Source organism: Planotetraspora sp. GP83, from assembly GCF_041262585.1.
Classification (GTDB): Bacteria; Actinomycetota; Actinomycetes; order Streptosporangiales; family Streptosporangiaceae; genus JAOEGB01.
In genome coordinates, this window is sequence record NZ_JBGCBZ010000003.1 from 349,360 (window position 1) to 366,892 (window position 17,533).

Below are 17,533 nucleotides of genomic sequence, written 5' to 3' on the forward strand. Positions count from 1 at the left end.
TCCGTCGATCACTTGGGTTCGGGGAGGCGGATGACATCGGACGGGGGTGTGGGTTTGGGACGCCGCGGCTCCCTCACCCCTCCCGTGTCGGGCCGATCGTCACGTCCTCCTGCGAGGACACGAGAACGGCGGCGCAGCATACGGTTGATGAGCCCTTTAAGCCCCATGTGCGAAGAACGCATAAGGTTGTTGGATGAGTTCCCTGGTTCTGGACGGCGGTCTGGCGACGCATCTGGAAGCGCTCGGCTGCGACCTCAGTGATGAGCTGTGGTCCGCGAAGCTGCTGGTGGAGGATCCCGGCGTCATCCGCCAGGCTCATCACGACTACTTCGCCGCCGGCGCGGACGTCGCGACCACCGCGAGCTACCAGGCCAGCATCCCGGGGTTCGTACGGCGGGGCCTCACGCCCGGCGAGGCCCGCGACCTCATCCAGTTGTCGGTGACGCTGGCCAGGCAGGCCAGGGACGCCGCGGGTCACGGCCTGGTCGCCGCCAGCGTCGGACCGTACGGCGCGTACCTGGCCAACGGCGCCGAGTACACGGGCGACTACGACCTGGACGAAGACGGCCTGGTCGACTGGCATCGAGACCGTTTCGAGCTCCTGGCCTCGGCCGGGGCCGACCTGCTGGCCTGCGAGACCATCCCGTCACTCGACGAGGCGCGGGCCCTCGCGACGCTGCTGCGGGAGACGCCGTCGGCGCGGGCGTGGGTCACGTTCTCCTGCCGCGACGGCGAGCACGTCAGCGACGGGACGCCGTTCAAGGAGTGCGCCGCCGTCTTCGCGGACCTCCCCCAGGTGATCGCCGTGGGCGTGAACTGCACGGCGCCGACGTTCGTCCCCGGCCTCATCGGCAACGGCGCGACCATCGTCTATCCCAACTCGGGCGAGACCTGGGACGCGGCCAACCAGCGCTGGCTCGGCCTGACCGACCCCGTCGAGTACGGCGAGGCCGCCGCGCGGTGGCGGGCCATGGGCGCCGAGCACATCGGCGGATGCTGCCGCACCACCCCCGACCACATCCGCGAGATCCGTTCCCACCTCGGCGAGAACCCGAAGTAGCCCCCTGCCGAAACGACCAAGCGACCGCGCTCCCCGTGCCGCCTCGCCCCACCGCGCGTTTCCGGCTGCGGGTGGCCCGGAAGGCGTCGGCCCGGTGGACGGCTTCCCGCGCGGACAGCCCCAGCCGCGCCACAGGCTCGCGCCGCGCTCAGCCGGCGACGGGCACGGGCTCGTCGGCTCGGGTGCCCAGGGGGATCTCCTTGAGGAAGAACGCCACCACGAACGCGAGGGCCACGAAGGGAAGGCTCGCGAGGAACACGTCGTCGATCGCGTTGGTGAAGGCGACCAGCACGTGCTCCTTGACCGGGGGCGGCAACTGCTGGATCGCCTGGACGTTGTTGGGGTTGACCCTTCCGGAGGGCGGCCGCCCGCCGAACTCCACGGCGAGGTAATGATGGAGCCGGCTCGTCAGCACGGCGCCCATGATCGCGGTGCCGATGGCGGCGCCCATCATGCGGAAGAACGACGTCGAGCTGGTGGCCGTGCCCATGTCGGCCCGGTCCACGGCGTTCTGGACGGCGGTCACGACGGTCTGCATGGTGAAGCCGAGGCCCGCGCCGAACAGGTAGGCGTAGATCGCGACCTGCCAGTACGGAGTGTCCACCTTGATGGTCGACAGCAGCCAGAGGGCGACCAGGAGGATGGCCGCGCCGACGATCGGGAAGATCTTGTAGCGGCCGGTCCGGGAGATGAGCTGCCCGGAGCTGACCGCCGTGGAGAAGATGCCGGCGACGGCGGGCAGGAGAGCGAGCCCCGACTGCGTCGGCGACATGCCCTGGACCGCCTGGAGGTAGACCGGCAGGAAGATCATGCCGCCGAACATCGCCAGGCCGGCGAGGAAGGTGAAGCCGTTTCCGACGCTGAAGATGGCGTTGCGGAACAGCCGCATGGGCAGGATCGGCTCCGGGGCCCGCAGCTCGACCAGCACGAAGAGCGCCGCCAGCGATACGAACCCGGCGAGCAGCGCGAGGGCGCCCGGCGCCGTCCAGCCGAGCTCGTTGCCCGCCCAGTCGAGGTAGAGCAGGAGGCAGGACACCCCGGCCACGATCAGCGCGGCGCCCAGGTAGTCGATCCGGTGGGGCCGCCGGACCACCGGGATCCTCAGCGCGACCGACGTCACGACGAGCGAGATCAGGCCGATCGGGAGGTTGATCCAGAAGATCCACCGCCAGCCGGGGCCGTCGGTGAAGAAGCCGCCGAGCAGCGGCCCGGCGACGCTGGACACACCCCACACCGCGCCGAAGTATCCCTGGTAGCGGCCCCGCTCCCGGGGCGGGATGACGTCGCCGATGATGCTGAAGGCGAGGGCCATGAGCCCGCCGCCGCCCAGACCTTGGACGGCCCGGAACGCGATGAGCTGGCCGATGTCCTGGCTCAGCCCGGCCAGACAGGAGCCCACGAGGAAGATCCCGATGGCCGCCTGGAAGATGATCCGCCTGCCGTACAGGTCGGAGATCTTCCCCCAGAGCGGGGTGGCCGCGGTCGAGGTCAGCAGATAGGCCGTCACGACCCACGACAGCTTGTCGAGGCCGCCCAGCTCACTCACGATGCGCGGGAGCGCGGTGCCGACGATGCTCTGGTCGAGGGCGGCGAGCAGCATGCCGGCCGCGACTCCCGAAAGCACGATGAGGATCTGGCGGTGGGGAAGGTATCCGGAGGTGACTTCCGGCTCCTCGCGGACGCTCATGTGCGCTCCGTTCTGAGTGCGAGCGGGATCAAGGCCACGCTACTCCCCACGACCGACGTTTCCGGGCCTCTCCGCCGCCTCAGGAGGCTTCGCGGGCGGCCCGGACCATCTCGACCTTCGCGCTCGCGGCATACTTGTCCACGTATTCCTGGCCGGACAGCTCCATCAGGGCGTACATGATCTCGTCGGTGACCGCACGGAGAACGAGCCGGTCGTTCTCCATGCCGTAGTAGCGGGAGAAGTCGAGGGGCTTGCCGTACTTCACTCCGGGCCGGATGCCGAAGCGGGGGAACGGCCGGCCGGGGGGCATCATCTCGAACGTGTCGATCATCGCCCAGGGGACGACGGGAGCGCGGGACTCCAGGGCGAGCCGGGCCACACCCGTCTTGCCCTTGTACAGCCGGCCGTCAGGAGAGCGGGTGCCCTCCGGGTAGATGCCGAGGACCTGGTCGTCCCGCAGGATGCGCAGGCCGGTGCGGAGGGCCGCCTCGCTGGCCTTGCCTCCGGAGCGGTCGATCGGAACGGTCCCGACCCCGGAGAAGAACGCCCGGCTGAACATGCCCTTGAGGCCGCGGCCGGTGAAGTACTCCGCCTTGCCGAGCGAGATCACCTTGCGGGGCAGGAACAGCGCTCCGAAGAAGTGGTCGGCGAACGACAGGTGGTTGCCGGCCAGGATGACCGGTCCCTCCTTCGGCACGTTGTCCACGCCCTCGGCCCACGGGCGGAACACGAAGTGGAGGAACGGCCAAAGGACCGCCTTAACCACCCAGTAGAACACTCAGGCACCCCCTCCGTCGGACGTGCAGTCATCTTCGCACGCGCCGCCCTCTCGCACTAACGACGACTTACGTGGGACTATCGGGCGAAATAATTGCGGACTTCGGCCTCGTGACGCGGAGGTTTCCCATGCCATTGCTGCCCGGCGCGGAGCCGTACCATCATGACGGCGGCGAGGTCGGCGTCCTGCTGTGCCACGGGTTCACCGGGTCGCCGCAGTCGATTCGCCCGTGGGGCGAGCACCTGGCGCGGGCCGGGCTCACGGTTTCGCTCCCCCGGCTACCTGGCCACGGCACGACGTGGCAGGAGATGAACCGGACCCGGTGGGAGGACTGGTACGCCGAGCTGGACAAGGCCTTCGCGGACCTGCGCGGGCGATGCTCGGACGTCTTCGTCATGGGCCTTTCCATGGGCGGCTGCATGGCCCTGCGCATCGCCGAGATCCACGGCGAGGGTGTGCGGGGGGTCGTCGTGGTCAACCCGTCCGTGGTGAACGACGCGCCCCTGCTGCGGCTCGCGCCGGTGCTGAAATGGGTGCTGCCCTCGGTTCCCGGCGTGGCGGACGACATCAAGAAGGGGGGCGAGCACGAGCTCGGCTATTCGCGGACCCCGGTCCGGGCGGCCGCCACCCTGCCCAAGCTCTGGAAGCTGGTGCAGGACGACATCGGCAAGATCACCCAGCCCGTGCTGGCCTTCCACAGCCGCGACGACCACGTCGTCAAGCCGGCCAGCGTGGCCTTCCTCAGAGCGCGGATGGGCGACAACCTCGAAGTCAGGGAACTGCTGGACAGCTACCACGTCGCGACCCTCGACAACGACGCGCCCCTGATCTTCGATGGGAGCCTCGAGTTCATCCGCTCCCATGCCTCTGTACCCTTGACGAAGGACTTGTGACCTGGGATCGAAGTGACGCCGCAAAGTGACGAGGACGAGGTCTGGCGTCAGATCGTCGCCTCCTTCAACGAGAAAGCCGAGGACTCCTCGGCCGATCAGCCATGGCCTGACCGGGAGAACGTGCCGGACGAGCGGGGCGAGGACAGCGAGGAGGACGGAGACGGGACAGGCGAGGATCAGGACCTCCATCGCGAGGACGGCGACGACGGGCAGGACGAGGGCCACTACGTGCCGCCGCCTCCCCCGCCGCTCCCCCGGGGCGACGCGGTCAGCAGAGCCTCCTGGCTGGCCCTGTTCGGCGGCCCCGCCTACCTGTTACTCGCGGCCCTGCTGAGGTGGCCGATGGACGGCTGGATCGTCTTCGCCGCCGTGGCCGCGTTCATCGGCGGATTCGTGGCGCTGGTCGTCCGCATGGGCGACGGCCCGCCCGCCGACTCCGGCTGGGACGACGGCGCGGTCATCTGACGCCTGCCGCGCTCACTGGGGCGAGGACGGCGGTCCGAAACGCTCGACCAGGTCGCCGTAGTGGTCGGCCGCGTCGATCGCGTGGCCCACCGCGACGGTGAGGCCCGAGACGTGGGTGACGGCCTGCAGCCGGACTGTCCTGTCCTCCAAGGACGCCTGCCCGCGCAGCGTGGTCCACCGGGATCCGTCGTACCGGAGCAGGAAGCCCTCGGCCGGCCGCTGAGGGTCGAATCCCGACACCCAGAAGGTGCCGTCCCCGTCGCCGGTCACGCCGTACAGCTCGGCCTGGTGCTCCGGCGGGTCCTCCCTGGTCCAGCGCTTGCCGTCCCACGACAGCACGAGCGGCACGATCCTGTCGTCCTTGCCGTTCCCGCCGCCGCTCTCGTAGACGCCGCCGACGGCGATCGCGCGCTTGCGACTCTCCACGTAGACGTCCCGGAGAAAGCCGTCCTTGATGTCCGGGATGTGTGCGGACTTCCATCCACCCCTGGTCAGCCGCATGATCACCGGCTCGGTGCCGGAGTCGCCGACCGCCCATCCGTCGGACTTGCCGGTGACCGCCACGCCGTACAGCGCGCCGTCGGGTCCCCGGGAGGTGGTCCAGGTGGTGCCCTTGGTGGCGCCACTGCTCGCCACCATGAACGCCCGGCCGTCGCGGCTCCCCACGGCGACCACTCTGCCGGTGGACGCCGCCACGCCGCCGAGCCAGTCGCCCGAGCGGAACTGCGGCACGCTGACCCTGTCGAACCCGTCTTCCGAGCCCTTCGCGACGTACGGCAGGCCGTCGTGGCCGTCGCCGACGACCCAGATCTCCTGGGCGGAGGAGGCGGCGACGGAGCGCAGATGGCCCGCTCCGGTGGTGTCGCCGCGGATGCTCACCTCGGTCCACGACGTGCCGTCCCAGTGGGTGATCACCCCGCGGTTCTGCCAGAAGTCCCAGACGTTCTGCTGCCCGACCGCCCAGATGTCCTTGGCCGAGAGCCCGGCGACGTCGGAGAGCGAGGCGTCCGCCTGAAGCTTGGCGGACGAGGCCCCCTGGGGGACCTCCTGGGCGGCCACCGTGCGTTCCGCCTTCGGACGGCCGGGGTCGGCGTTCGCCGGCGATCTCAGGCCGGCTTCCGGGACTGCTCCCCGAACTGCTTCCTGAACTGCTTCCGGGACTGCTTTAGGGACGGGCCCCGGAACTGCTGCGTGCGCGTGCGCCACCGATGTGACGCGCAGGAAGTGGCCGGCCAGCAGGCCGGCGAGCAGCACACACAACGGGACCGCACGCCATGTCGAGCGGCGGGTCATGGAACTGATCGTACGGGGGCGGGCGGGCGCTTCGGGCGAGAGGTCACGATTCCGAACCCGAAGCGATGCGCGGGCGCGACCGGACGAGGTGGCCGGGACCGATGTCGGCGACCACGGGCAGATGGTCGCTGGCCCTCCGGAGGTCCTCGGCGGCGGCCTGCGCGCCGCCGCACGTCAGCACGGCGAGCCCCGCCTCCGCGAAGATGGCGTCGATCCGCCTGGCGGGGTCGGCGGCCGTGAACGTGCCGCCCTCACGCGGGTCCGCCGGGTCCGCCGGGGACGCCCCGGACGCCCCGGACGCCCCGGACGCCCCGGATGACGCGGATGACGCGGATGACGCGGCGTGGCAGCTGAAGCAGTCGGTGAACCGGCCGGCCAGGTAGCGCCAGGTCGGGTCGCCGGGCTGCTCGTTGACGTCTCCGGCCAGTACGGCTCTCGCCCCGAACGTCCGCGCCGTCCGCTCGAGAATCGGCACGATCTGGGTGGCGTGCCGCAGCCGCGCGCCGGGGAGCAGATCGAGGTGCGCGGAGCACACGGCGTACCGCACGCCGTCCTTCTCCACGACGGCCAGGGCGACCGCCCGCCACTCCAGCCCGGGAAACCATCGCAGCCGGACGCCGCGGCCGTGCAGCACGCGGACGCCCGGACCGGCGAAGACGGCCACGCCGCCGACCCGGCCGCCCGCCGCGACCGTCATCCCGGTGTCGCGGGCGAGCCGTCGCCGCTTCGCCCGCCAGCCCGAGAAGCGGGGGACCTCCTGGAGGCAGAGCACGTCCGGCCGCATCGAGCGGATGACGCGGACGAGCGCCGCGCGATCGTCCCGCAGCCCCCGTACGTTGTACGTCGCGACCCTCAGCATTCGGTCCTCAGCCCCGCACCTCAGTCCGCCGGTACCGCGGTCCGCGAAACCGGCACGCCGCCCTCTCTGGCCGCCGCCATCAAGTCCATCACCTCGGCGTCGGGACCCTCCGGACAGGTGAGGCCGGTCACCGGGGACGGGGCGGGTCAGCGGAGGCGGGCCAGGTCGGCGGCCCCGACCAGGCCGGCCGAGGGGCCGAGCTCGGCCACCCGGATCTCGGCGAGGGGACGGTGGCCGCGGCCGGTCAGCCGTTCGGCGTAGCCCTCCCTCACCTTGTCCACGAACAGGTCTGCGGCACCGGAGACGCCCCCGCCGATGATGAACCGGCCGGGGTCGAGGATCGCGGCGAGGTCGGCGAGCCCCTGGGCGAGCCAGCCGGCGATCGCGTCGAACGCTTCCAGGGCGGCGGCGTCGCCGTGCCTGGCCGCCTCCGTCACGTGCTCGCCCTTGATCTCATCGACGGACCCGGCGAGCCTCAGCATGTGGGTGGCGGACGACGGGTCGGCCTCGGCGTTCTTCCTGGTCTCGAGGAGCAGCGCGCTTCCGCTGGCGTACTTCTCCCAGCAGCCGCGGTTGCCGCAGCCGCAGGGACGGCCGTCCGGCACGGCCTGCACGTGGCCGAGCTCGGCGCCCATCCCCCACCGGCCCCGGTAGAGCTCGCCGCCGAGCACGATGCCGCCGCCGATGCCGGTGCCGACGGTCACGCACACCACGTGGCTCTCGCCCCGCCCGGCGCCGAAGCGGTACTCCCCCCAGGCCATGGCGTTGGCGTCGTTCTCGACCACTACGGGCAGGCTGACGAGCTCGCTGACCTTCTTGCGCAGCGGCTCCTCACGCCAGGCCAGGTTGGGCGCGAACCGGATGATCGACCTGGTCTCGTCCACGAACCCGGCGGCGCCCACGCCGACCGCCTCCACCTGGTGCCGGGCGGCCAGCTCAGTCACCGCGTCGGCGACGGTCTCGGCCACCTTCTCGGGGTTGTCCGCGGGAGTGTGGCGCAGGCTCCGCTCGATGACCCGCCCGTCGTCGTCCACGACTCCCGAAGCGATCTTCGTGCCGCCTACGTCCACGCCGATGGTCAGCGCCATGGTGTCTTCCTCCCGCCCCGGGTCCGCGGGCCGCGAGCCCGATCGGAAAGCCGATTCAAAAGCCGATCAGGAAAAGCCGATCAAAGCAGATCAAAGGTAGGTCAAATCAGCCGAGATCGATGTGCTCCACTCGGGGCTCCCGCGGCGGCCGGGACGTGGCCGATCCCGTCGACACGCGCTGCAGGGCGTCGAACGCCTGCCGCATCGCGGCGAACAGCTCGCCACCGGCGGCCACGAGGTGGTCGGCGATGTCGCCCCCGGCCTCCTTGCGCGCGGCGATGGCCCGGCAGACCGGGCAGGCGCGGCAGATGTACTCGTCGTCGTGGCCGCCGGCCACCGCGTCACTCCAGACGTCGTCGGTACGGCTCGCGCCGCCGCCTCCGCCGAAGGCGCCGCCGATCCTGCCGCCCACGGCAGTGCCGAGCCCGCTCACGCCGCCCTTGACCAGGCCCTTGCCGAACTCGCGGCCCACGCGCTGCTGCAGCGCGTCGAGCAGCTTCAGCGCCTCTTCCGCCGCCGAGCCGAGCTGGTCCTGCCTCCTGCCGGAACCCCCTGACCCGCCTGCCCGGGTGGTCCCGCTGGTGGTGCTGTTGCCCGTGTCGTTGCCCGTGTCGTTACTATCTGTCATTTCGCCCCTCCTGCTTCGAACCGTACCCGGAGGCGGCCGTCGCGGAGCGCCGCGGAGGAGATCGTCCTCCGGGCGAGGGACGAGGGCAGGGCGATCACCCGGCGGTAGGGGGCGGCGGTCACGATCAGCTCGTCGCCCTTGCGGGCCAGGTCGACGTCGTCCCGGTCGGCGAGCGGCAGGGCCAGCGACAGCTCGTCGGCCGTGATCCGCATCGGAGGCTCGACGGAGGGACGGGCGAAGGGGTCGGTCGTGCCGTACAGCTCCTCGGCGACCTCGGCGAGGGCCGCTGGGCCGACGGGCTCGGCGGGCAGGTAGGGCACGGTGAGGACCGGCAGGGGCGCGAACGACTCGTGGACCTCGGTCAGGTGCTTCGCCTGGGCCTCGACCCACGCCCGCCGCCACTCGTCGGCGCCCTCGGCCGGGAACACCCGGTTGGCGATCACCGCGTCGACGCGGTAGCCGTACAGACTGAGGGAGGTGAGCGTGCGGCGGGCCTCGGCCACGACGACCGCCTCCGGGGTCAGCACGAGGCGGACCGAGGCGTCGTCGCCGGTGAGGAGCTCGCGGATCTCCAGCAGGCCCTGGTGCAGCCGCTCCCCCGCCGAGATGACCTCCCCTTCGGGGACGGTGACCTTGGCGACGTGCCGGATCACGGGCGAGACCGCCTTGAGCACCCGGCGCCCGATCGGGAGCAGCCGGTTGACGTGCCAGTCGAGCGCTTCGGGGAGGGCGAGGAGCCTCAGAGTCTCGGCGGTGGGCGCGCAGTCGACCACGATGACGTCCCACCTGCCGGTGCGCGCCTGCTCGCGCAGCTCCAGCAGGGCGATGATCTCCTCGGCCCCGGGGAGGACCGTGATCTCCTCGGAGGTGATCTCGTCGAGGCCCAGCTCGCTGAAGACGTTCCTCGCGTATTTCTGCAGCTCGCCCCAGTGCCGTTCGAGGGACCGCTGGGTGTCGACCTGCTGGAGGTAGAGGCCGGGCGCCGCCTCGACGGGCACCTCGGAGGGCCGCACGCCGAGGGCGTCGGCCAGCGAGTGCGCCGTGTCAGTCGAGACGACGAGCGTCTTGAGGCACCGCTTCGCGGCGAGCGTGGCGGTCGCGGCGGCCACGGTCGTCTTGCCGACTCCCCCCTTTCCCGTGAAAAGGAGGATTCTCATCGTCCCTCGACGCGGCGCTTGAGCCCCTTGAGCGCGGTGTCGATGATGACCTTCTCCGCCTTGCGCTTGATCATGCCGATCATGGGGACCTTGAGGTCCACGGCCAGCTCGTATGTCACCTCGGTGCCACTGCCCACATCGGTCAGCCGGTAACTTCCGGTCAGGCCGGACACCATCTTCCCGGTCTCGGCGATGTGCCAGCCGACCGCCGCGTCGTCGTCCCAGTCGTATGCCAGGACGTAGTCGTCGCTGATCACGCCCGCGTCGAGCACGAAGCGGACGCGGGACGCCCGGCCGTCCTCGCCGGTCTCCTGGACCTCTACCGCCTTCACCTGGCCGGCCCATTCGGGGTAGGCGGGGAAGTCGGCGATCACGGCCATGATTGTCGACCGGTCTGCGCCGATCGTGATGCTCGACGTGGTGCGATCAGCCATGGGCTAACCGTACTTCACCATTCCAGGGCGAAAGGCGTGCCACGGCCGCGGAAGTGGCCGACATTGATGCACTCGGTACGGCCGATGCGGGTTCTGCCGGCCAGGGGCTGGTGGACGTGGCCGAACAGGGCATAACGCGGCTGCGTCCTTCTGATGGCCTCCAGCGTCGCCTCGCTCCCCCGTTCGAAGCGCCGCGCCACCACGTCGTACAGCAACTCGGGGATCGCGGGCGGGATGTGACAGCACAACACGTCCACCTCGCCGACCGCCTCGACCTTCCGCGCGTACTCCTCTTCGTCGATCTCGTACGGCGTGCGGTACGGCGTGCGCAGGCCGCCGCCCACGAAGCCGAAGGTCAGGCCGCCGATCTCGGCCGTGGTCCCGTCGAGGACCTGGTGGCCGGGCCGGGCGTAGTCCTTCCAGAAGTGCGGCAGGTCCACGTTGCCGTAGGTGAGGTAGGCGGGGGTCGGCATGGCCGCGAAGATCTGCTCGTACTGCCGGCGGACGGCGGTCTCGATGTGCGCGCGGGGGTCGCCGCCGAGCGTGGCCCACAGCTCGGCCGACATCGCGCGGGCCTCGTCGAAGCGGCCGGCCGTGCGCAGGCCGATGAACGCGCCGGCCTTCTCGGCGCCGAAGAGTTCGGCGAAGATCCCCTGGGAGTGGTCGGCGTAGTCGACGAAGAGGATCAGGTCGCCGAGGCACACCAGCGCGTCGGCGCCGTCGCCGGCCCGGGCGAGGGCGTCCACCCGGCCGTGGACATCGCTGACGACATGGATCCGCATGGCGGACATCGTAATACCGGCCAGTCGGACAACAACCAAGCGCTTGCGCGACAAAGCGGTTCGGAGCGGGACCGGGCGGGGAGACTGGTAGCGTGCGAAGGGCCCGGATAACGCCTGGGTGACGGACCCTACCCACGCGTAACTTCGCGCGGTAGCGTCCTGTGAGACCTGCAGAGTGACGTTCGCGAATGCGGCTCCGAGTCACGCGGGCCAGTAAGGCTCGCCCGGTGCTCGTGGAGACCGTAGAAGCGTGCACAAAGGAGTGACCGTGCGCGAGTTCAGCGTTCCCGTGCTGGTGGACGTTCCGCCGTCCGCCAACTGCACCGACGTGGTGTTCCAGCGCGGTGTGGACGAGCCGGCCGCCGTGGTGATCCGCCGCAAGGAGGGCGACGCGCCCGGCGCGCCGTGGACGCCGATCACCGCCGCCGAGTTCCGCGACCGGGTGGCGGCCGTGGCCAAGGGCCTCATCGCCGCCGGAGTCGAGCCCGGCGACCGGGTGGCGCTGATGTCGCGCACGCGTTACGAGTGGACCGTCATCGACTACGCCATCTGGGCCGCGGGCGGCGTCGGCGTGCCGATCTACGAGACCTCCTCCGCCGATCAGGTGAAGTGGATCCTGTCCGACAGCGGCGCCAAGGGCGTGTTCGTCGAGCTGGAGTCCCATGAGAAGACGGTCCGCGACGCCATGCCGGACCTCACGCTGGTGTGGCGCATCGAGGGCGGCGGGCTCGACGAGTTGGCCGCTCTCGGGGCGGACGTGAGCAACGACACGCTGGCCGAGCGCAGGTCGGCCAGGGGCGGCCGCGACCTCGCCACGATCATCTACACGTCGGGGACCACGGGCATGCCCAAGGGCTGCCGGCTCACCCACGACAACCTGCTGTTCACCGCCCGCAACGTCGCCCACGGCCCGCTCGAGCTGCTGTTCGACGTGGACGGCCGGGCGGCGCTGCTGTTCCTGCCGCTCGCGCACAGCTTCGCCAGGCTCATCGAGATCGTCCTCATCGAGACGGGCACGGTCCTGGCGCACACCCCGAACATGAAGAACGTCGCCCCCGATTTGCAGGCGTTCAAGCCGACGTTCCTGCTCGGCGTGCCGCGCGTGTTCGAGAAGGTCTACAACGCCGCCGAGCAGAAGGCGACAGCCGACGGCAAGGGCAAGATCTTCCACGCCGCCGCCGACGCGGCCATCGAGTGGAGCAAGGCCGAGAGCAACGGCGGCGCGGGGCTCAAGGTCCGGCTCAGGCACGCGCTGTTCGACAAGCTCGTGTACGGCAAGCTGCGCGCGGCGACGGGCGGCGCGCTGAGCGCGGCCGTGTCGGGAGGCTCGGCCCTGGGCGAACGGCTCGGCCACTTCTTCCGCGGCGTCGGCATCGAGGTCTTCGAGGGCTGGGGGCTCACCGAGACGAGCGCGCCCTCGACGGTCAACATTCCGGGAGCCAACAAGATCGGCACGGTCGGCAAGCCGTTCCCCGGGGTCGGCATCCGGATCGCCGAGGACGGCGAGATCCTGGTCCGGGGCCGTCACATCTTCGACGGCTACTGGAACAACGAGCGCGCCACCAAGGAGGCCATCGACCCGGAGGGCTGGTTCCACACGGGCGACGTCGGCACGCTCGACGACGACGGCTACCTGCGCATCACCGGCCGCAAGAAGGAGATCCTCGTTACGGCGGGCGGCAAGAACGTCGCGCCGGCGCCGCTGGAGGACGCCATCCGCGCGCACCGCCTGATCAGCCAGGTCATGGTGGTCGGCGACGACCGGCCGTTCATCGGGGCGCTCATCACGCTCGACCCCGAGGCGCTGGAGCAGTGGAAGGCGGCCAACGGCAAGCCGGAGGTCTCCGTGACCGACCCGGCGATCGTCGCCGAGGTGCAGAGCGCCGTCGACGTCGCCAACCGGATGGTCTCCCACGCCGAGCAGATCAAGAAGTTCGTGATCCTCGACACCGACCTGACCGAGGAGACCGGCCACCTCACGCCGTCGCTCAAGGTCAAGCGCAACCTCGTGATACGCGACTTCGCCGAGCAGATCGACGAGCTGTACGGCTCGTAGAGAACCGCCCGGCGACCAGCCCGCCTCGGGAAACGGGACGTCCCCGAGCTGCCCGGGAGATCCTGCATGATCACGGGGGCGGGGGATTAGACCTCGTCCATCTCCGCCTGGGTGCGGAGCCAGTCCTCGACCGCCGTGACGTGGATGGCCGCGGCGGTCCTGGCGCTCTCCGGGTCGCGCTCGGCCAGCGCCCGGTAGATGCGGTCGTGCTCCTGGAAGGTGCGCTCGAAGACGCCCTCCACCCGGTAGCCGCGCCACACCCTCGCCCGGAAGGTGCGGCTGGACAGGCCGTCGAGGATCGCGGACAGCACCGGGTTGGCCGCGGCCTCGACGATGAGCCGGTGGAACTCCAGGTCGTGGCCGACGATCTCCTCGGCGGAGCCGCCCTGCTCCATCGCCGTCATCTCGGCGCGGAGCAGGGCGAGGATCTCGTCGTCGATCCGCGCCGCGGCGGTGGCCGTCGCGGCGGGCTCCAGGATCTTACGGACCTGCACCAGGTGGAGCAGGGTGTCGCCGCGGGAGATCTCCGCGACGACCCCGAACGTGTCCAGCAGGTCGCGGGGCTCCAATGAGGTCACGTAGACCCCCGCGCCGTGCCTGGCCTCCAGGACGCCGAGCACGGTCAGCGCCCTGATGGCCTCTCGCATGGAGCTCCGCGACAGCCCGAGGTCGGCGGCGAACTCCCGTTCCGTCGGCAACCGCTGGCCGGGGACCAGCAGGCCGTCGGAGATCATGTCCTTGATGCGCTGCATCGCCCGCTCGGTGACCGTGGTCCGCGCGCCCGAGGACTCGGGCTCCTCCCTGAGTGGCCGCTTCACGCCGCGTTCTTCCCTTGGCTCGCTAGTGGTCCTACCAATTCTGCCAGTATCGGAAAAGGCAGACACCACTACTGGATCCTATCGAGAATTGGTCGGAGGAGCTTCGCGTCCGTTACTCATTCATTACTCAGGGGACGAGCCAGCCGAGGACAGGCGTCGACTCCAGGTAGACGATGACGCACAGCCCGAGCAGGAGCAGCGCGCTCCAGCCGACCACCCGGCGGAACATCTCCCCTTCCTTACCGACGATGCCCACGGCGGCCGCGCCGATGGCCAGGCTCTGCGGAGAGATCATCTTCGCCATGACGCCACCGGAACTGTTGGCCGCGCCGAACAGGACGGGTGACTCGCCCAGCTTGCCCGCCGCCGTGGTCTGCAGCACGCCGAACAGCGCGTTCGATCCCGCGTCCGTGCCGGTGATCGCCACGCCGAACCAGCCCACAACCGGGGACAGGAAGGCGAAGAACGCGCCGGCCCCGGCGAGGAACAGGCCCAGCGTCTGGATCTGGCCGGAGTACTGCATGACGAAGGCCAGGGCGAACACGGCCAGGATCGTCACGATGGCCCAGCCGAACTGGCGCAGCGTCTCGCCGTACGTCTTGATCGCCGTGCCGACGCCGATGCGCAGGACCAGGAAGGTGAGGATGCCGGAGAGGAAGAGCAGCGTGCCGGGGGCGGACGCCCAGTTGAGCACGTACTCCACCTTGACGGGCTTGCCGGCCGGGTTCGCGATGTCCGCCCCGGGCCACAGGAACTTGTAGGTCCGCCAGCCCTCGCCCAGCCAGGTCTTGAGCGGCTCGATCACGGAGAGGGCGAACAGGACGATGATGATGGCGTACGGCGCGAAGGCCAGGATCCGGTCCGCCGTGGTGTCACCGGCCGGGCTGCCGTGCTTGCGCACGAAGGCGGGGTCGTCGACGGAACCGCCGGCGATGGTCGGGACGGGCAGCACCCGCTCGCTCGGCCGCCAAAGCTTGCCGAAGATGATGAGCACGACGGCCGACACGAGCGAGGCGGCGATGTCGGTCAGCCGGTAGTCGAAGGCGCTGGAGACGAAGATCTGGGTGGCGCCGAAGCTCAGGCCGGCGACCAGGGCGGCGGGCCACGCCTGGCGCAGGCCGCGGCGGCCGTCCGCGATGAAGAGCAGGATGAAGGGCACGAAGATCGCGATGAACGCGGTCTGGCGGCCCGCCATGGCGCCGAACGGGTCGGGAGCCGACTCGGTGACCGCCCCGAGGATCGTGATCGGGTTGCCCATGCCGCCGAAGGCGACGGGGGCCGTGTTGGCGACGAGCGCGAGAGCGGCCGCCTTGAGCGGGTCGAAGCCCACCGCGATGAGCATGATCGCGCAAATCGCGATGGGCGACCCGCCGCCCGCGAGGGCCTCGATCAGCGCACCGAAGCAGAAGGCGATGACGATCGCCTGGATCCGCTGGTCGTCGCTGATCCCGGAAAAGGCCCGCTGGAGGACGGCGAAGTGGCCGCTCTTGACGGTGAGGTTGTAGATCCAGATCGCGTTGAAGGTGATCCACAGGATCAGCAGGACCGAGCGGGCCGCGCCGAACAGCCCCGCGTCGAGGGCCTGCCCCACCGGCATCTTGTAGGCCGCCACCGCGACCACCAGGCCCACCGCGAGCGCGGCGAGGCCGGCCCAGTGCGCCTTCCACTTGAGGACCCCGAGGAGCACCAGCACCGTCGCCAGGGGCAGGGCGGCCAGCAGGGCGGACAGGAGGAGTGATCCCGTCGGATTGAAGTTCTGTTGAAACACCGTGCCTCCAGCGCGAAAGCGGCATAGGAAGGCTCGCCCGGCCTGCGCCCCTGATCCGACAGGCCGTGCAGCCATGTTCTATGTAGCAGAACGTTGTCCCGGACTGCGGACCGAAGGTACAACGGGAGAGGACACCTGTCGAGAGGTCGGAGGCGAGGGAATGCCCTAAGTCACACCTCGATATCGGCTGCCGTGAAGAGCGCCCGCCCATCTTGACATGTGACGCAGCTCATAGGTAAGCAGTGGTCAAACCAATTAGCTCCAACACGCAGCACACTCCGGGGGTAAGCGGTTACAACACCCGAAGTGGTCTGATGAGTAGGGGTCGTCAACTCGTCGGCACGGTCAGGACCGGCGAGGAAGGTGGCAGTATGAAGAAGATCCTTACGCTAGGTGCGGCCCTCACGCTCGCCGCCGGCTTGAGCGCCTGCTCGGTCGGGGATAACAACGGCGGAAGCACCAGCCAGCCCAGTGGCTCAGCAGCGGCGGCGAAGAAGGAGATCACCTTCCTCGTCTTCGAGACGGATAACCTCACCCCCCAGTTCTGGGACGACAACATCAAAAGGGTGAGCGAGAAGGTCGGGGTGACGGTCAAGAAGATCGTGGCCCCGGGTGACCGCACGGCCTACGCGAAGCAGCTGCTCGCCTCCGGTCAGTTCCCCGACGTGCAGATCGGCCTGCAGGACCTCCCCTCCTTCGACGGGAGCGGCAACCTCGCGGAGTTCTCCGACGAGGACCTGAAGGACTTCCTCTGCCCCAAGTGCAGCGCCATCAAGGGCAGGACGGTCCAGCTACCGGCGAACACGCAGACATGGCAGGTCTTCTACCGCAAGAGCCTGTTCGAGAAGGCCGGCATCACCGCGCCGCCGAAGACCTACGCCGAGCTGCTGGCCGACGCCGAGAAGCTCAAGGGCAAGGGCGTCCAGCCGTTCGTCATCGGCGGCAACCCGTCGTGGGGCTCCTCGCTCCCCTGGACCGGCGAGCTGACCACCGACCTCTACGCCGCCAACCCGGACTGGATGCACCAGCGCCGTGACGGCAAGACCAAGTTCGACTCGCCCGAGTTCCTCAAGGCCACGAAGAAGTTCGCCGACCTCGCCGCCAAGGGCTACCTGAACAAGAAGGACATCGGCCAGAGCTACGACGCGTCGCAGGCCGCCTTCCTGGACGGCAAGGGCGCGATGTACCCGATGGGAAGCTGGTTCGCCGCCGCGAGCGACGCCTCCAAGGTGAAGGACGACATCGGCATCTTCGCCTGGCCTGCCGACGACGGCTCCTTCCACCTGCCCTCGTTCACGGGCGGCGGGCTGACGGTCAACGCCAAGTCGCCGAACGCGGACATCGCCAAGAAGTTCGCCGTGGCCTGGCAGACGGACAAGGACTACCTGGACACCTCGGCCGTGGCCGACGCCCTGTTCCCCGCGATCAAGGGCTACACGCTCCCGGCCAAGGACGGCACCGTCTTCAAGGCGGTGTACGACCTGTACCGCCAGGCCGTGGACCAGAACGCGACCGTCCCCTCCTTCGGATGGGAGCAGGGTGACGACGGCATGATCGCCGGTATGCCCGACAAGTGGAACCTGTCCGCCCAGGACATCATCACCGGAAAGAAGACGCCCGAAGAGGTCCTCAAGTATCTCGACACCGAGTGGGACAAGTCCTCCTGATCCCCCGAGCCGCTGGCCGAGGCGCGCGATGCCGCCTCGGCCAGCGGCCTTGGCAGGTCCGGGGGCGATCCCCCCGGCCAGGACGGCCCTCCCGCTCCTA

16 protein-coding genes are annotated in these 17,533 nt (G+C 70.0%); 5 read left to right on the forward strand and 11 right to left on the reverse strand.

Features of this window, described 5'->3' with window-relative positions; genetic code table 11:
* Positions 1-193: 193 nt before the first annotated feature.
* A complete protein-coding gene (mmuM, locus tag ABH927_RS06435; protein WP_370018943.1) occupies positions 194-1,060 on the forward strand; it encodes a homocysteine S-methyltransferase in 867 nt (288 codons plus the stop codon).
* 148 nt (positions 1,061-1,208) lie between these two features.
* On the opposite strand, the gene ABH927_RS06440 is transcribed toward mmuM, so the two are convergent.
* A complete protein-coding gene (locus ABH927_RS06440) occupies positions 1,209-2,747 on the reverse strand; it encodes an MDR family MFS transporter (RefSeq protein WP_370018945.1) in 1,539 nt (512 codons plus the stop codon).
* Between the two features lie 79 nt (positions 2,748-2,826).
* Complete coding sequence (locus ABH927_RS06445; protein ID WP_370018946.1) at positions 2,827-3,525, reverse strand: lysophospholipid acyltransferase family protein; 699 nt, start codon at positions 3,523-3,525, stop codon at positions 2,827-2,829.
* A 128-nt stretch (positions 3,526-3,653) separates the two neighbouring features.
* Between ABH927_RS06445 and ABH927_RS06450 the strand changes: the two genes are divergently transcribed.
* Positions 3,654-4,418 (forward strand): alpha/beta hydrolase, encoded by a 765-nt coding sequence (locus tag ABH927_RS06450; RefSeq protein WP_370018948.1) that lies wholly within the window; start codon positions 3,654-3,656, stop codon positions 4,416-4,418.
* A 12-nt stretch (positions 4,419-4,430) separates the two neighbouring features.
* Positions 4,431-4,883 carry a hypothetical protein gene (locus ABH927_RS06455; RefSeq protein WP_370018950.1) on the forward strand — a complete coding sequence of 151 codons (453 nt, stop codon included), beginning with the start codon at positions 4,431-4,433 and terminating at the stop codon, positions 4,881-4,883.
* Positions 4,884-4,895: 12 nt separating this feature from the next.
* Here the strand turns inward: ABH927_RS06455 and ABH927_RS06460 are convergent, their stop codons facing one another.
* The 7 genes from ABH927_RS06460 to ABH927_RS06490 all read right to left on the reverse strand — a co-directional run bounded on the left by ABH927_RS06460 (position 4,896) and on the right by ABH927_RS06490 (position 11,124).
* Positions 4,896-5,942 (reverse strand): hypothetical protein, encoded by a 1,047-nt coding sequence (locus ABH927_RS06460; RefSeq protein WP_370018951.1) that lies wholly within the window; start codon positions 5,940-5,942, stop codon positions 4,896-4,898.
* 277 nt (positions 5,943-6,219) lie between these two features.
* Positions 6,220-7,035, reverse strand: coding sequence for an endonuclease/exonuclease/phosphatase family protein (locus ABH927_RS06465; protein WP_370018952.1), 816 nt, complete (start codon positions 7,033-7,035; stop codon positions 6,220-6,222).
* Positions 7,036-7,181: 146 nt separating this feature from the next.
* Positions 7,182-8,123: an ROK family glucokinase gene (locus ABH927_RS06470; RefSeq protein WP_370018954.1), complete on the reverse strand. Its 942-nt coding sequence runs from the start codon at positions 8,121-8,123 to the stop codon at positions 7,182-7,184.
* Between the two features lie 106 nt (positions 8,124-8,229).
* Entirely contained in the window at positions 8,230-8,751 is a 522-nt protein-coding gene (locus tag ABH927_RS06475) for a hypothetical protein (RefSeq protein ID WP_370018955.1), read from the reverse strand.
* A complete protein-coding gene (locus ABH927_RS06480) occupies positions 8,748-9,908 on the reverse strand; it encodes an ArsA family ATPase (RefSeq protein ID WP_370018957.1) in 1,161 nt (386 codons plus the stop codon). The genes ABH927_RS06475 and ABH927_RS06480 overlap by 4 nt, the downstream gene beginning before the upstream one ends.
* Complete coding sequence (locus ABH927_RS06485) at positions 9,905-10,342, reverse strand: SRPBCC family protein (RefSeq protein WP_370018959.1); 438 nt, start codon at positions 10,340-10,342, stop codon at positions 9,905-9,907. Before ABH927_RS06485 ends, ABH927_RS06480 begins: the two co-directional genes overlap by 4 nt.
* A 14-nt stretch (positions 10,343-10,356) precedes the next feature.
* Entirely contained in the window at positions 10,357-11,124 is a 768-nt protein-coding gene (locus tag ABH927_RS06490) for a metallophosphoesterase (protein ID WP_370018961.1), read from the reverse strand.
* Between the two features lie 268 nt (positions 11,125-11,392).
* Here ABH927_RS06490 and ABH927_RS06495 point away from each other — a divergent pair, with 268 nt between their 5' ends.
* Positions 11,393-13,180, forward strand: coding sequence for a long-chain fatty acid--CoA ligase (locus tag ABH927_RS06495; protein WP_370018963.1), 1,788 nt, complete (start codon positions 11,393-11,395; stop codon positions 13,178-13,180).
* Between the two features lie 86 nt (positions 13,181-13,266).
* On the opposite strand, the gene ABH927_RS06500 is transcribed toward ABH927_RS06495, so the two are convergent.
* Positions 13,267-13,998, reverse strand: coding sequence for a FadR/GntR family transcriptional regulator (locus ABH927_RS06500; RefSeq protein ID WP_370018965.1), 732 nt, complete (start codon positions 13,996-13,998; stop codon positions 13,267-13,269).
* A 127-nt stretch (positions 13,999-14,125) separates the two neighbouring features.
* Positions 14,126-15,766 (reverse strand): L-lactate permease, encoded by a 1,641-nt coding sequence (locus tag ABH927_RS06505; RefSeq protein ID WP_370018967.1) that lies wholly within the window; start codon positions 15,764-15,766, stop codon positions 14,126-14,128.
* 371 nt (positions 15,767-16,137) lie between these two features.
* On the opposite strand from ABH927_RS06505, the gene ABH927_RS06510 reads away from it, so the two are divergent.
* Positions 16,138-17,433, forward strand: a complete 1,296-nt coding sequence (locus ABH927_RS06510) for an ABC transporter substrate-binding protein (RefSeq protein WP_370018969.1) — start codon at positions 16,138-16,140, stop codon at positions 17,431-17,433.
* The last annotated feature ends 100 nt before the right edge of the window (positions 17,434-17,533 follow it).